This is a genomic window from Streptomyces sp. NPDC029159, assembly GCF_055564055.1.
In genome coordinates this window covers 257,942-272,571 of record NZ_JBVHWT010000008.1, presented here as the reverse complement: position 1 = coordinate 272,571, position 14,630 = coordinate 257,942, and the positions used below count along the sequence as shown (strand labels likewise).

Below are 14,630 nucleotides of genomic sequence, written 5' to 3'. Positions count from 1 at the left end.
GCTGTCGCTCAGCGGGCCTCGGGGTGGTGGTGCTGCCACCCGGCCCACGCCGACGTGATCATCTCGCGGACGTCGTGGTGTGCCTTCCAGTCCAGCTCGGCGGCGATCCGGTCGGCGGCGGCGACCACCCGCGCCGGGTCGCCGGGCCGCCGCGGCGTCACCTCGGCGGTGACACCGGTGTGCCCGGTCACCTCGGTGATCAGATCGACCATCTCGCGCACCGACACGCCCTCACCGCGGCCGATGTTGAGCGTCAGATCCCGCACCGGACCGTGCTCGGCCAGCTTCTGCGCGGCCACCACATGGGCGTCGGCGAGGTCCGCGACATGGATGTAGTCGCGGATGCAGGTGCCGTCCGGCGTCGGGTAGTCGTCACCGAAGATCCGCGGCGCGGCGCCCTCGGTGAGCTTCTCGAAGACCATCGGCACGATGTTGAAGACGCCGGTGTCGGCCAGCTCCGGGGTGGCCGCGCCCGCGACGTTGAAGTACCGCAGACACGCCGTGCTGATGCCGTGCGCCGTGCCCGCCGCCCGGACCATCCACTCCCCGACGAGCTTCGTCTCGCCGTACGGGTTCATCGGCACGCACGGCGTGTCCTCGGTGACGAGGTCGACGTCCGGCATGCCGTACACCGCGGCGGACGAGGAGAACACGAGCCGGCCCACGCCGCCGGCGGCCATCGCCTCCAGCAGCGTCTGGAGGCCGTGGACGTTCTCGCGGTAGTAGTGCAGCGGCATCTCCACCGACTCGCCGACCTGCTTCTTCGCCGCCAGGTGCACCACATCCGTCACCCCGTGCTCGGCGATGGTGCGATCCAGCAGCGCCCGGTCCAGGGTCGAGCCGACGACCAGCGGCACGTCCTCGGGGAGCCGGGCGGCGACCCCCGTCGTCAGGTCGTCCAGCACGACCACCCGAGGCCGCCCGGCGGCCTCCCCGGCCTGCCGCAGGGCCCGTACGACGTGGGCGCCGATGTACCCGGCACCGCCCGTGATCAAGTAAGTCATGGCGCCAATCCTAGGGTTGGTAGGGGAGAGATCGGGGCAATTCAGCGGCGCAGCCGGGCCGCCGCGATCCGCCACACACTGCGTACCCCGCCCGCGACCCGCAGCGCCAGCGCCCCGCCGGTCGTCGCGTACGGCTGCACCAGCAGCACGGCGTGGCGGCGGCTGGGCAGCACCCGGCGGCGCAGCCCCGGGCCGACCGCGCGCAGCGAGGCGCGGAAGCCGGAGCCGTCGGCGCAGTGCACCTGCGCCATCAGATCCCAGGCCACCGGCCCGGCGTCCGCGGCCTGCCCGCGGTCGGTGAGCGCCGCCAGATCCACCGCCACCTCGGCCGTCCAGATCCCGTCCGCCCCCGCCGTCAGCGCCGCGGTCTGCATCGGACCGCGCCGGTCGTCGGCGCGCCGCCGCCACTCCACGTCCACGGAGACCGGACCGGCGGCGGCCAGCCGCCCGTACATCTCGTGCACCCGCAGCCGCAGCACACTGCGGCGGCCGACGACCGGCTCCGCGTCGATGGTCACCGGCAGCCGGTGGGTGGGCTTGGAGTCGAGCGCGTCCAGCTCGACCTGGGCCAGCTCCGGCGACCACACCGGGCGGCCCGCGTCGTCCCGGGCGTACGGCGGCAGCAGCCGGCCGGGGCGCGCCGCCAGCTGCGTCAGCCGGTCCAGCTCGGCCGGGGGCTCCGGCGCGGCCTGCACCACCCGGGCCAGCCAGCGCGCGGGCGCCCGCGCCGCCAGCAGCTCGGCCTCGTCGAAGTCCGCCAGGTAGGCGCGGGTCAGCCGCCACCACTGCGTGCGGTAGGCCGCGTCGCGGGTGTGCAGCTCGCGGAGGTACATCCGCAGGTCGTGGTCGAGGAACTTGGTCCGCGCGGCCCGCGCCAGCTCGCCGCGGCCGGCGTCGCGGAGGATCGCCACGCTGTCGCGGTGCGCGTCGATGCGCGCCTGCCAGTTGGTGACGGCCTTGCGGTCCAGGGAGATCGACTGGCGGGCGGCGGCGCGGCGGACGTGCCAGATGTAGACGCTGTCCGGGATCGTCACCAGCCGCGGCGCGGCCGCCAGGACCCGCGCGGTGAAGACGAAGTCCTCGTACGTGAAGCGGCCCTCGGGGAAGACGATGGCGTGCTCGGCGAGGAAGGCCCGGTCGTAGAGCTTGTTGACGCAGAGCGTGTCGCGCACCAGCTGGGGGCTGGCGCCCGGCGCGGTGTGCACGGCGCGGTCGCGGTAGAGCGCCGGCTGCCAGGGCACGTCGCGGCGGGCCGGCAGCTCCCGGCGGACGCAGGCGCCGGAGGCCACCGGGGCGTCCTCGGCGAGCGCGGCGCGCAGCAGCGCCGGGGCGGCGCCCGGCGGCAGCACGTCGTCGCTGTCCAGGAACATCACGAAGCGGCCGGTGGCGGTGCGCAGCCCGTCGTTGCGGGGGGTGCCGCAGCCGCCGCTGTTCTCCGCGCGGTGCAGCACCCGCAGCCGCGGGTGCTCCCGGGCCAGGGCGTCCAGGGCGGCGCCGGTGCCGTCGGTGGAGGCGTCGTCCACCGCGATCACCTCGACGGCGGCGCCGCCCGTCTCCTGGGCCAGCGCGGAGCGCACGGCCTCGGCGACGTGGGTGACGTCGTTGTAGGCGATGACGACGATGCTGATCTGCGCTGCCGGAGTGAGGGTGGGCCCCGGCGACGGCTCAAGGGCTTCTTTCACAGTCACTACATCTACATTCCGTGTCGACGGCATCTCTGTGCGCGAGCGGCCTCCGGTCTCCTCTGTCGCTGCTTCAGAGGGGGATTCTCGTCGCGCGGTTGCGCCCGCTGTCGTGCTTTTACGGGTCATTGCCGTCCGTTAACGGACGGGACATCCGGTGTTGGCGGCTGCTTGGCGCGGGCGGAGGGCCCGTACACCGGTGTAACGACGGGCCCGCCGTTCGATGCCGGTGTCCGCCGAACCTCCACCGTCCCGACCGCCGCCGGACACCCCCGCTCACCGCAGCAGCAGGTCCGCGGCGCGCGTCGCGGCCGCCCCGTCGTCGCGGTGGCAGAACGTCTCCCGGAACCGCCGGTACGCCTCCGCGCCCGCCCGGGCGACCGCGTCCAGATCGCGCAGCGCGTCGATCAGCTCACCGGTGGAGCCGAGCTGCGGGCCCGGCGCCACCGCCTCGAAGTCGACGGTGAAGCCGCGCAGCGTGTCGCGGTAGTACGGCAGGTCGGGGGTGAGGAACAGCATCGGGCGGCCGGTGTTCGCGAAGTCGACGGCGAGCGAGGAGTAGTCGGTGACCAGCACGTCCGCGGCGAGCAGCAGCTCGGTGGCGTCCGGGTACGCGGTGACGTCGATCGCGAACGGCGCATGGCGGGCCGGGAGCCGGTCGGCGACCAGCGGATGCCCGCGGACCAGCAGCGCGTGGTCGTCGCCGAGCGCCCGCCGGGCCGCGTCCAGGTCCAGCGGCAGAGGGAGCCGGTGGTGGTGGCGGTCGTAGGCGAGGTGGCCGCGGACGGCCGGGGCGTAGAGGACGACGGTGCGGCCGTCGTCGACGCCGAGCCGGGCGCGGACCGCCGCGGCGCGCTCCGCCCGGTCCGGGGCGAAGAACGCGTCGGTGCGCGGCAGCCCGCTCTCCAGCGGCTCGCCGGGGAAGCCGAGCGCCTCGCGCAGGACGGGCGTGCTGTGCGCGTTGGGCGACAGCAGCACGCTCCACTGCCGGGCCGCCTCCGGGCGGACCGGCCCGTGGACGCCGTGCACCTCCGCGCCGATCCGCCGCAGCGGGGTGCCGTGCCAGGTCTGGACGACGAGCTGGCCCTGACGGCGGCGGAAGAAGCCCGGCAGCTGGGTGTTGGCGATCACCCAGCTGCTGTGCGCCAGCGCGCCGTGCCACTCGGCACTGCCCACGACCACGGCGCGCGCGGTGTCCGGCACGGCGGTCTGCCCGTCGCGCACCGCCCACAGGTGCTCCGCGCCCATCCCGCGGCGGACCAGCTCCTCGTGGACGGCGCGCGGCGAGTCGCCGTAGGCGCGGCCGCCGAAGCTGCTGTAGAGGATCGCGTCGCGCAGCGGACGGCCGCGGTGCAGCGGGTAGTGCGTCTCGCGCAGCACCCGCCGCCGGTACGGTCCCCGGTCGGTGACCGGCAGCGTCGCCCCGGTGGTGAGGAATGCCTCGTCGTGGTCGCACCGGTCGAGGGTGAAGGGCTTGCCGCGGACCGCGCGGGAGGCGGGCAGCCCGTCGAGGACGGACGGCGCGAAGCGGACCGGCACGTCCGGGGCGTCGGTGCCCGCCGCCCGCAGCCGCAGCGCCCAGCGCCCGGCGGGCAGCGGCAGCGGTCCGCCGGGCGAGGGCAGCGCGGCCAGCGGCAGCGCGCAGTGGAACCGCTCGCCGTGGTGGGTGGTGGGGAAGGCCCACTCCGCGGCGTGCGCGGTGTGGGCGATGACCAGCTCGGTGGCGGGCGGCGCCGCCGCGGGCAACACCCCGGCCAGCAGCAGCGTCCCGTCGATCCGCCACACGACGCGGTCCGCGTACGGCTGCGGGAGGCGGTCGTGCACCACCAGATGCCCGGCGGCGCTGCCCGCGCAGACCAGCTCCCGGCCGCCCACCGGCGGCAGCGCCAGCGGCGTCAGCGTCGGCGAACAGGCGACGGGCGCGGTCGCCCCGCCGGGCAGGACCAGGCTCACGGCCCAGGTGGCGGAGAGGCCGGGCGCGTACGCCGCGTTCCCGGGCGCACCGCCCGCGCCGTCGTCCGGTACGGGCTGGGCGGCGGCCACCGCGTCCGGGAGGATCCGCACGGTGTGCCCGGCGGCGGGGCGGCGGGGCTTCCAGGGGGGCGGGGGAGCGGGGGCAGGGGCGGGGTCCGTGGTCTGCGGGTCCGGGGTGGATGTGTCCGGTGCGTCGGCGGCGTCCGCGGCCCGGTCCTGCGGGGCAGCGGTCTCCGGCGCGTCCGCGCCCTCCCTCGCGCCTCCCTCGGCCTCCTCCTCCGTGCGGTCCGGTACGGCCTCCGGCGTGGCCTCCGGCCCCGGTGGCCGGGTCGGGAACGACACCACCGTGCCGGTCTCCGTGTCGGTCAGCCGCAGGGCGGTGGGGGCGGCGGCGCCGGGCGGGGCGGCGACCGTCAGGGCGAGGGCGCCGCCGGCCGCCTCCCGGGCGGTCAGCCGGTAGCCGATCGGCTCCACCGTCAGCCGCAGCAGCCCGTCCACGTACCGGGGCGTGATCCGGACGCCCTGCCCGGTGTCGTGGGTGCGCGGCGAGGTGCCGGAGCCGGACTCCGGCGGGCGCAGCCCGGAGGTGCGCACGATGCCCGCCGCGGTGCGGGTGACGGTGACCCGCCAGTCGCCGTCCGGCCGGCGGCCGAGCCGCCGCAGCCGCCGCGGATCGAGCACCACCTCGAACCCCGACCAGTCGTAACAGTGCAGCCCCTGACCGGATTCGGCGGTCGCCGCGGCCGACTCCACCGGCCGCAGCGGCAGCACGATCCGCCGCCGCCCCTGCGCCAGCACCAGCGTGCCCAGATAGCTGTGCCGGTGCGGCGCGCCGAGGTTGCGGATGTACGCATAGCCCCGCAGGAACAGCAGCCCTTCGCGCCAGACCGCCTCCTGGACGTGTGCCCGTACGGGGAAGTCGTCGCGGCCCAGCCGGGTGACGGCGGACGGCAGCCGCAGCGGCGGGTCCAGCGGCAGCGCGGCCCGGCGGCGCAGCGGCACCCCGGTCACCAGGAACGCCGCCTCGTGCCGCCGCCGGTACGCCAGCAGCCGCAGCAACTCCTCCGGCCGCCCGGCCCGTACGAGGTACCAGAGCATCCGTCGCTCCACCGGGAGCGACGCCAGCAGCCGCGGATCGACCCGGGAGAGGTGGGCGCGGGCGTGCTCCAGGAACGCGGTGCGGACCTCCGGTGCGGCGGCGGGCAGCGCCCCGAGGAGGTCGTCAAGACCCTCGGTGAGCTGCGCCCGGTCGTACTCCGCGCGGCAGGACACCCCGCGGGTGCGCGCCGGATCGGCCAGGAACTCCCCGATCCGCTCGAGCGCCGCGAACCGCTCGGCGACCGTCCGCGCGTCCGGTGGCGGCCGGTCCCCGGCGCCGGGCGTCCGCAGCCGGACGACGGGGGCGCGCAGTACGTCGACGGCGTCGGCGAGGAAGTGCGCGGGCACCGTCACCACCGCGTCGTCGCAGCTGCCGCCCTCCGGGAAGGCGAGGTGGTGCCGGTCCCAGAAGGTGCGCCGGAAGACCTTGTTGGCCGCGGTCGTGTCGGACAGCAGCGTCCGGTCCTCGGCGATGTGGGTACGTGTCGCGCCGGTCCGGTCGGCCGGTTGCCGCGCCGCGGGCCGCCCGTCCGCCCCGAGCAGCCGGACGCCGCCGGTCGCCAGATCCGCGCCGGACGCGTCGAGCAGCGCGGGCAGCTCCTCGTACGCGCGCGGCAGCAGGAGATCGTCCGGCCCGGGGAAGGCGAGGTACGGCGTGTCCGGGTAGGCGTGCCGGGCGCCCGCGTTACGGGCTGCACCGGGGCCCGCCCCGGCGGCGCGGACCAGCCGGAAGCGCGGATCGCGGGCGGTGAACCGGCGGGCCAGCTCGGCCCCCGGCCCGTCCGGTTCGGGCGCGCTGTCCACCATCACCACGTCGAGCGTGGCCGGGGTCTGCGCCGCGATCGACTCCAGGCACTCCTCGGTGTGCCGCAGGGGCCCTGCGGTGCGGTGCACCGGGACGACGACGGTGAGCCGTGGCTTCATGCGCGCGACCAAGCCTTTCCGAACGGGGAACCCGGGCGGCCCGGAACCGGGCGGTCCGGCACCGGAACCCTCGCGCCGGAACCGGGGCGGGGTACTGAGGTGGACAACTCACCCGGCGCCGCCCCGGTCACCACATCTGCGCTGAAAGGGTGAGGGGACGGGCCCTCGCCCGGGCGAGGGCCCGGCGGTACGAGGGGCGCCCCGGGCCGGTTCCCGGCGGTGCGAGGTGTGCCCGGGGGACGCGGGCGCCGCCGCGTCCGGCCGGGCCCGGGCGCTCCCGCCTCACGGGCCCCCGACGCCGCCGTGCCGGGGACCGCCCGCCCCCGGTCGGCGTGGTGTGCGCCGTGGTCCGGGGCGATGCCGTAGACCGGAGCCGATGCCGTAGCGGGCCCGGCCCACGCCGGGTCCCCAGGGAAGGGAAAGGTGACCTCGATGCCCGGGATGCCCGGACGGACCGAAACCCCCGCCGCCCCCACCGCTCCCGCCGCCCGCCGGACCCCGGCCTCCCGCCGCGCCGCGGAGGCCGCCCCGCCGGTCCGCACCGGCCCACCGTCCCGCGCACAGGACACGCCACGGCCGCTGCTGCCCTGGCTGCGGGCACCGCGCGCGCCCTACCGCCGGGCGCTGCGCCGCATCGGCGCCGGGCGGGTGCTGGACATCGGCTGCGGCACCGGCGACACCCTGGCCGGGTGCGCACCGGGCAGCGTAGGAATCGCCCACGACGCGCACTCCGCCGACATCTGCCGCGCCCGCGGCCTGACCGCGTACACCGCCGACGCCTTCCTCACCAGCGCCCACGCCCGGCCCGGCGGCTTCGACACGCTGCTGTCCGCACAGGTCCTCCAGCACCTCGACGACGAACAGGTCGAGGGCCTGCTGCGGGCCTATCTGCCGTACGTACGGCCGGGCGGCGGCGTCGTGCTGATCACCCCGCAGGAGGCCGGCCACCGCGGCGCCGGACGGTTCACCGACTTCACGCTGCTGCGCGCCTACGCCGAATCCGCCGGCCTCTCGGTCCGCCGCACCTATTCCTTCCCGCTGCCCCGCCCCGCCGGGAAGGTCCTGGGCGCCAACGCGTTCGTCCTGGCCGCCCGGGTGCCGATGGAGCGGCTGCCGGGCTGAGTCCGCAGGGCGCACCCCGGGCCCGGAGGGGCGCGCGGACGGCCGCGCGCGCCGGGCCGGGCGAGGGGCGCGCCGGGTCGCTCAGCGGCGTGCCGCCCGCTCCCGCCGCGCCGCCACCAGCGCCCGGGTGACGGCCGGCGGCAGCCAGTCCGCCGCCAGCCGCCGCAACGGGCCCCGCGCCGGGCCCCGCCGCCCGGACCCAGGTATGTGCTCCGGCGCCCGTGTCCCCCGCGCTGCCGGGGCCGGGCGGTACCGGGAGGCCGGGTGCGCCGGCTCCCGCGCGTCCTTCGCGCTGATCCGGATCAGCGGCGCGCCGTTGACCTGCTGCACCTCGTGCCAGACGCCGTCCCGCCCGGCCAGCCACGCCGGCAGCGCCGACCGCAGCGGCTCCGGGTCGCCCCAGGTGCCGTAGAACTTGGTGCCCGTGATGCACACCGGGTGCAGCCCCTCGTTGGTCACCGCCTGCCAGGTCGCCGCGGCCACCCCCGGGCAGTGCTCGGCGCGGAAGTCGTCCAGCACCACGACGCCGGTGTCGGTGAGCAGGTCGCGGACGGCCAGGATGTCGCCGTGGACGTGCTCGTACAGATGCGAGGCGTCGATGTGGGCGAAGCGGACGCTGCCCGCCGTGACGTGGTCGCGCACCCGTGAGCTGAGGCCCTGGACGATGTCCGGCAGCGTGTCGTGGAAGGCGAGGTAGTTGGCCTCGAAGGCGCGGCGGGTCAGCGTCGCGTAGGACTTCGCCATCTCCTTGGTGTTCGAGGCGTCCGCGGCGGGCGAGTCGAACAGGTCGCAGACGGTGAACCGCTCGCCGTCGCCGAGCCGCGCGCCCAGGAAGATCGCGCTCTTGCCCAGATAGGCGCCGAGTTCGAGCAGGTCACCGCGGTGCCCCGCGGCCCGCTGATGGGCGAGGAACCAGTCGAAGAGCAGCTGATCCGCGGTGAAGAACCACCCCTTGACCTCGGAGAGCCGGGTGGGGCGAGGAAGCGGTGCACGGTGGTCCGCGAGGGGTGCAGTCATGGGCGTCCGTCTCCAGACGGTCGGGGTTCCGACGGCGTTACGGCCTGCGGCGCGCGGCGCTGCCAGGAACCCGCCGCCGCGGCGCGGCCGTCATCGTAGGCGGCGCGAAGTGAACGGAAGGTGGCGAAAAATGGGGCGTACGGAACCGGTGGGTGAGGGCCTGCCGGGCGGCGAAGCCGCGTGGGGGCGGCGGGGGCCGGGAGATCGCCCGACGCCTCTCCGTTGCTCTTCAACTCCCCTGGAATAAAGGGGAGTTGGACCCCCTGTCGGGCAGGCCGGGCGCGGGCGGGACGGAGCCCCGCCCGCGCCTCACACCAGCGGTGGGCCCTGCGCCGCCCCCAGGGACTGGGCGGCGCGCTGCAGGGCGCTGGCCAGGAGGGCCAGGTCCGTGGGGCCGTTGCCCAGTTCGCGCAGCGGACGGCGGGCCGGCGGATCGCCCATCCGGGACCACTCCAGGGGGACGACCGTCGGGCGGAGCGTGGCCGTACGCGGTATCCGGCCGGTCACCCGGCCCGCCTGGAACGGCGTCGCCGAGCCGTCGCGGGTGCGGTGCAGCACCCCGCGGCCCGGCGGGACCGGCTCCGACGGATCCTCCGCCTCGCCCAACACGATCCGCAGCGCGGCCCGTTCGCCGGTCGCCGTCTCCGCCGTCCGCTCCGGATGGCCCGTCGCGGCGATCAGATGGACGCCCAGCTCCGCACCGGCCCGCGCCACCGCCTCCAGGGCCCGCACCACCGAACCCGCCGCCGGGCGGCCCGTACTGCCCAGCGCGGGCGCGACCAGCGCGTCGAAGTCGTCGACCAGCACGAACAGCCGGGGCATCGGCGCCGCGTCCGACGCCGCCGCCTCCCCGGACGGCACCCCGCCGCGCGAACGCAGCCGCAGCGTGCCGGTGCTCGACGGATCCGGCTCGGCGCCCTCGGGCGTACGGCGCTGCGCGACGATCCGCGGGGCGGGCAGATGCTTCGCCCGCCACTGGGCGAACGGCGTGCCGCCCAGGATCTCCGCACGCCGCTTCAGCTCCGACGACAGCGCCTGCGCGAACTCCCGCATCCGCACCGGGTCCGACGCCGCCAGATACGTGGTGACGTGCGGCAGCTCGGTGCAGAGCCGCAGCCCCTCGCCGCGCTCGGTGCCGCCGCCGTCCACCAGCACCAACGACAGCAGATCGGGCCGGTCGGCGGCGGCCAGCGAGGCGGCCAGCGACCGCAGCAGCTCCGTCTTGCCGGTGCCCGGCGCGCCTTCGAGCAGCAGCGGGCTGCCGTCGGCGGCGGGATCGGCGGCGAGCGGACCGTGCGGCCCGGCGCCGAGCACCGCCGCCGCCCCGGACGCCCCGCCGTCGAGCGCCGCCGCCCACCGGGCCAGCAGCGACGCCGGGGTGGCGCGGGCCAGCCCCAACTCGTCCAGCAGCCGGGAGGACTCGGGCAGCGGCGCCGCCACCCGGGGCGCCGCCCGGTCGCCGGCCGCCGCATCGGTCTCGCGCAGCGGCGCCAGCGCCCGTGCGAACCGCTCCGCCCAGGCGCCGGAGACCGCGTCCAGCGCGGCGACCGTGCCGTTGGGCCCCGAACCGGGCTGGACCACCCGCAGCGCCGTCGCCACATCGCCGCTGAGCACCGCGACCGCCCCGCACTCCCCGAACGCGGGCGACGCCACCCGGGCCGCCTCGTACGTCGCGGCCAGCGGGAACGCCGGGGACGCCGCGGGCGTCTCGGCCAGACACAGCAGATGGATACCGGCCGCCGGACCCCCGGCCGCCAGCCGCGCCGCGGTCTCCCGCAGCGCCGACGACCCGAGATCGCCGTCGACCAGCACCACGGTGAACGGCCCCTGGTGCTGGGCGGCCGCCGCGGCGATCTCCGCCCGCTCGGCGCTCGCCCAGCCCGGCCCCAGCGGCCCGTCGTCCAGCCGCCGCACCAGCTCCGCCGTGCGCGCCGCCGCCTGCTCCCGGTCGTACGCCAGCAGCAGCCGGCAGTCCTGGCCGTGGGCCGGGCGGACGTGCGGCAGCCAGCCCAGCCACGACCAGTCGGCGACCCGCTCCTCGGCGGTCCGCGCCCGGTCCGTGCTGAGCAGCACGATCTCCAGGGTGCCGGGGGCGTGCAGCGCGGCCAGCTGGGCCAGGGCCGAACGCGCCAGCCCGGCCAGCCGCTCCCGCGGCCCGGCAAGACCCAGCGAACCGGCCCGCCGCAGCTCCACCGCGACCGGCTCCGCCACCCGGCCACCGGCGCGGGAGGCCGTCCCGAGGCGGAGGGAGAGCGCGTCCGGATGGTCCCGCTCCCGCTCCCACAGGCGCGGCCCGGGACCGAGCGCCGTCAGCAGCACCTCGGCGGCGTCCGGCCACCGCTCGGCCGCACCGGGCTCCGCGGGCACCGGCTCCGCCACGGCCTCGGCGCCGGTCGGCGGCTCCGCGGCGCCGGGCTCCTCCGGGCCGTCCACCGCCGGACGGCCACCGGCCAGCCGCCGCGCCCAGGCACCGATCCCGCCGCGCCGCCCGGCCCGCCGCGCCGCCTCGTCGGGCGGGGCCAGCGACAGCTGCCCGCCGTGCGTGCCCTCCCCGGACGAGGTGGCGTCCGACGGGCCGAAGGCGTCCGGGCGGGTGCCGTGCAGCGGGGTGTCCCGCCGCTGCCGGGACCGCTCCGCGCCGTCCTCGGGCGCCGAGCCGTGGGGGTGGCGCACGCCGTACGCGTCGTAGCCGTACCCGGTCGGGGCCTCGGCGGACGGTACCGGCGCCGCGGGCGGCACCGGCTCCGGGCGGCGGCTGCCGGGCACGAACACCTCCGGGACGCCGTGGCCGTCCTGGGTGGGCGTGCCCGCGCCCCGGCCGTACACCGTCGGCGCCGTACCGCCCCCGGGAAGAACGGGACCCTGCCCGCCCGTGACGGAACCGGCGGGCCCGGACGAGGAGCCCGGGCGCAGCCGCAGATGGCCCTCGCCGTCCGGGGTCGTCGCCAGCGCCGGATCGGGGACGGCGGCCGACGGCTGGAGGAGCAGCGCCGACTCGCCGACGCGCAGCAGGGCGCCCGCGGCCAGCCGCGCGGGGCCGCCGGTGACCTCCGCGCCGTCCACGGTCGTGCCGTTGGTGGAGCGCAGATCGGCGACGAAGACGGAGCCGTCCGGCTCGACCGTCACCGCGCAGTGCATCCGGGAGACGTCCGGGTCGTCCAGCGGCACATCGGCGTCGGCGGAGCGGCCGACCCGGATCTGGCCGCCGTGCAGCAGATGGACACCGCCCGCGTCCGGCCCGGAGACCACCCGCAGCCGCGCCGGACCGTGCGGCAGGCCGTGCGCGGGGTCGGGGCCGGGGGACTGGAGGGAGAGGACCGCGCCGTCGATCAGCGGCGGCTCGCCGAGCGCCGCCCGCTGCGGGTCGAGCCGCTCGGCCCCGGCGTACAGCACGACCGGGCCGCCGGCGTCCGCGCCGGGCCCGGCGACCGCCGCCGCGAGCGAGGTGGCCACCGCCGCGAGCGCGGTCCCGCCGGGGGCCGTCACGAGCACGTCACAGGCGCGCGCGGGGTGGCCGCCGCGCGGCCCCAGGACGGTCAGCCGGATCTGCATGCCGTCAACGGTCCCTTCTGCCCGGGGAGTTCGGCGGCGGGTCCGCTCAACCCCCCACCACGCCCGAGCGCATCGGCTCGTAGAAGTCCCACCTGTCACGCCGCGGGTGGGAACGTCCTCCCACGGCACGTGTGCTGGGTGCATCCTCGCACCTGCCACCGACATCCCGTCCGCCGACCGGGGCGCAATGATCTTGCTCGGCGCGCCCGTGACGCCGTGCGGGCGGGGGATGACGGCGGACCCCGGCCCCGCCCCTGCCCGCCCGGTCCGGCCGAAAACCGCCCCCGCCGCGGCGCGGACGCCCCGCAGCCGCCGCGCAACCATCCGCCCCCGGCTCGCGTCTTCCCACGAGCCACCACGATGACCGGCCCGCCACGGGCGACGCGGCAGCGCAACGCGGACCGCGGGAGCGGCGGCAACTACAGTGGGGCGACGGGCCGCGGACGACCCAGCGGACCGGCAACAGTTGATCACCGACCAGGGAGCGCATCACGTGCGGCCGGTAGGCAGCAAATACCTGCTCGACGAGCCGCTCGGACGCGGCGCCACGGGCACTGTCTGGCGTGCGCGCCAGAGGGAGACGGCGGGCGCCGAGGCGGCCGTCGCCGGTGAGCCCGGCGAGACGGTCGCGATCAAGGTCCTCAAGGAGGAGCTGGCGAACGACGCGGACGTGGTGATGCGCTTCCTGCGCGAGCGCTCCGTCCTGCTGCGCCTGACCCACCCCAACATCGTCCGCACCCGCGACCTCGTGGTCGAAGGCGATCTGCTGGCCCTGGTCATGGACCTCGTCGAGGGCCCCGACCTGCACCGTTACCTCCGGGACAACGGCCCGCTCAGCCCGGTGGCCGCCTCCTTGCTCACCGCGCAGATCGCCGACGCCCTCGCCGCCAGCCACGCCGACGGCGTCGTCCACCGCGACCTCAAGCCCGCCAACGTCCTGCTCTCCGGGTCCGACGGCGACGGCGAGATGCACCCGATGCTGACCGACTTCGGCATCGCCCGCCTCGCCGACTCCCCGGGCCTGACCCGCACCCACGAGTTCGTCGGCACCCCCGCCTACGTCGCCCCGGAGTCCGCCGAGGGCCGCCCGCAGACCTCCGCCGTCGACATCTACGGCGCCGGCATCCTCCTCTACGAACTGGTCACCGGCCGCCCGCCGTTCGCCGGGGCGACCGCCCTGGAGGTGCTCCACCGCCACCTCAGCGAGGAGCCGCAGCGCCCCGGATCCGTCCCCGAGCCCCTGTGGACGGTCATCGAGCGCTGTCTGCGCAAGCGCCCCGAGGAGCGGCCGAGCGCCGAGAACCTCGCGCGTGCGCTGCGCACCGTCGCCGCCGGTGTCGGCGCGCACGCCACCCCGGAGCAGGCCGGGGCGGCGCTCGGCGTCGCCGCGCTGCTCGCCCCCGACCCGTCCCCGGCGCAGGTCCCCGGCACGGAAGGCGGCAGCGGCGACGCGGACCCCACCCAGGTGCTGCCCACCGGCGCCGTCGACCCGGCCGCCGCCACCAGCGTGCTGCCCGCGACCGGCGCCCCCGGCGGCCCCGCCCCCACGCGCGCCATGCCGCCGGTGCCCCCGATGCCCGGCGCGCCCCCCGCGGGCGGCCCCCAGGAGCCCGACGGGCCGCACCCCTGGGAGTCCCAGCTGCGGGCCGCGCGTGACCGCAACGACCAGACGCAGGTCCAGTACCTCGACCCGAGCGAGGACCCGCTGCGCCGCCGCCCGCAGCGCCGCCCGGCCCCGCAGCAGCCGCCGCAGCACCAGCAGCCGTACCCGCCGCAGCCGGCGCCGTACGCGCAGCAGCAGCCCCCGCAGCAGCAGCCGCAGCAGCAGCGCCCGCCGGCCCCGCAGCGTCGCCAGGAGCCGCCGCCGCAGCGCTACGAACCGGAGCCCCCGCCGGCCCGTGAGCCGCGTCCGCCCCGGGAGCCGCGCCGCCGCAGCGCCAACCCGATGCGGATCCCGGGCCTCGGCTGCCTCAAGGGCTGCCTGTTCACCCTCGTGATCCTCGTCGTCGCCGGCTGGCTGATCTGGCAGATGATCCCCCAGGAGTGGATCGGCACCACCGAGAGCTTCTTCAGCTGGATCGGCTCGACCTTCCACGACGTCAAGCACTTCATCGGCAGCTTCAGCTAGCTGCGGCGACCGGACCGTGTGCCCCGGGTGACACACCCGGGGCACCGTGCTGTCCGCGACGGCCGCCCCGGGCGCCGTACCCCGGGTCAGCCAGTGGATTTGTCGACTTCCAGCGGTGATTTCTCCCCC

Annotated in this window: 7 protein-coding genes; 2 read left to right on the top strand and 5 right to left on the bottom strand. The window is 77.2% G+C overall.

Features of this window, described 5'->3' with window-relative positions; translation table 11 throughout:
- Positions 1-8: 8 nt before the first annotated feature.
- The 3 genes from galE to ACZ4U4_RS18520 all read right to left on the bottom strand — a co-directional run bounded on the left by galE (position 9) and on the right by ACZ4U4_RS18520 (position 6,682).
- Entirely contained in the window at positions 9-1,004 is a 996-nt protein-coding gene (gene galE, locus ACZ4U4_RS18530) for a UDP-glucose 4-epimerase GalE (RefSeq protein WP_467875140.1), read from the bottom strand.
- 41 nt (positions 1,005-1,045) lie between these two features.
- Entirely contained in the window at positions 1,046-2,686 is a 1,641-nt protein-coding gene (locus ACZ4U4_RS18525; RefSeq protein WP_467875225.1) for a glycosyltransferase, read from the bottom strand.
- A gap of 276 nt (positions 2,687-2,962) precedes the next feature.
- Positions 2,963-6,682, bottom strand: coding sequence for a bifunctional glycosyltransferase/CDP-glycerol:glycerophosphate glycerophosphotransferase (locus tag ACZ4U4_RS18520; RefSeq protein ID WP_467875138.1), 3,720 nt, complete (start codon positions 6,680-6,682; stop codon positions 2,963-2,965).
- Between the two features lie 432 nt (positions 6,683-7,114).
- Here ACZ4U4_RS18520 and ACZ4U4_RS18515 point away from each other — a divergent pair, with 432 nt between their 5' ends.
- A complete protein-coding gene (locus ACZ4U4_RS18515) occupies positions 7,115-7,804 on the top strand; it encodes a class I SAM-dependent methyltransferase (RefSeq protein WP_467875135.1) in 690 nt (229 codons plus the stop codon).
- Positions 7,805-7,885: 81 nt separating this feature from the next.
- On the opposite strand, the gene ACZ4U4_RS18510 is transcribed toward ACZ4U4_RS18515, so the two are convergent.
- Both ACZ4U4_RS18510 and ACZ4U4_RS18505 read right to left on the bottom strand, forming a co-directional pair.
- The gene (locus ACZ4U4_RS18510) at positions 7,886-8,821 is read right to left on the bottom strand and encodes a class I SAM-dependent methyltransferase (protein ID WP_467875132.1); all 936 of its coding nucleotides are present in this window, start codon (positions 8,819-8,821) and stop codon (positions 7,886-7,888) included.
- Between the two features lie 309 nt (positions 8,822-9,130).
- Entirely contained in the window at positions 9,131-12,373 is a 3,243-nt protein-coding gene (locus ACZ4U4_RS18505) for an FtsK/SpoIIIE domain-containing protein (protein ID WP_467875129.1), read from the bottom strand.
- Positions 12,374-12,866: 493 nt separating this feature from the next.
- Between ACZ4U4_RS18505 and ACZ4U4_RS18500 the strand changes: the two genes are divergently transcribed.
- Positions 12,867-14,501, top strand: coding sequence for a serine/threonine-protein kinase (locus tag ACZ4U4_RS18500; RefSeq protein WP_467875126.1), 1,635 nt, complete (start codon positions 12,867-12,869; stop codon positions 14,499-14,501).
- The last annotated feature ends 129 nt before the right edge of the window (positions 14,502-14,630 follow it).

Bases quoted from the DNA above. Each gene is read 5' to 3' on its own strand.
- galE (WP_467875140.1), bottom strand. From the start codon at position 1,004: ATGACTTACTTGATCACGGGCGGTGCCGGGTACATCGGCGCCCACGTC.
- ACZ4U4_RS18520 (WP_467875138.1), bottom strand. From the start codon at position 6,682: ATGAAGCCACGGCTCACCGTCGTCGTCCCGGTGCACCGCACCGCAGGG.
- ACZ4U4_RS18515 (WP_467875135.1), top strand. From the start codon at position 7,115: ATGCCCGGGATGCCCGGACGGACCGAAACCCCCGCCGCCCCCACCGCT.
- ACZ4U4_RS18510 (WP_467875132.1), bottom strand. From the start codon at position 8,821: ATGACTGCACCCCTCGCGGACCACCGTGCACCGCTTCCTCGCCCCACC.
- ACZ4U4_RS18505 (WP_467875129.1), bottom strand. From the start codon at position 12,373: ATGCAGATCCGGCTGACCGTCCTGGGGCCGCGCGGCGGCCACCCCGCG.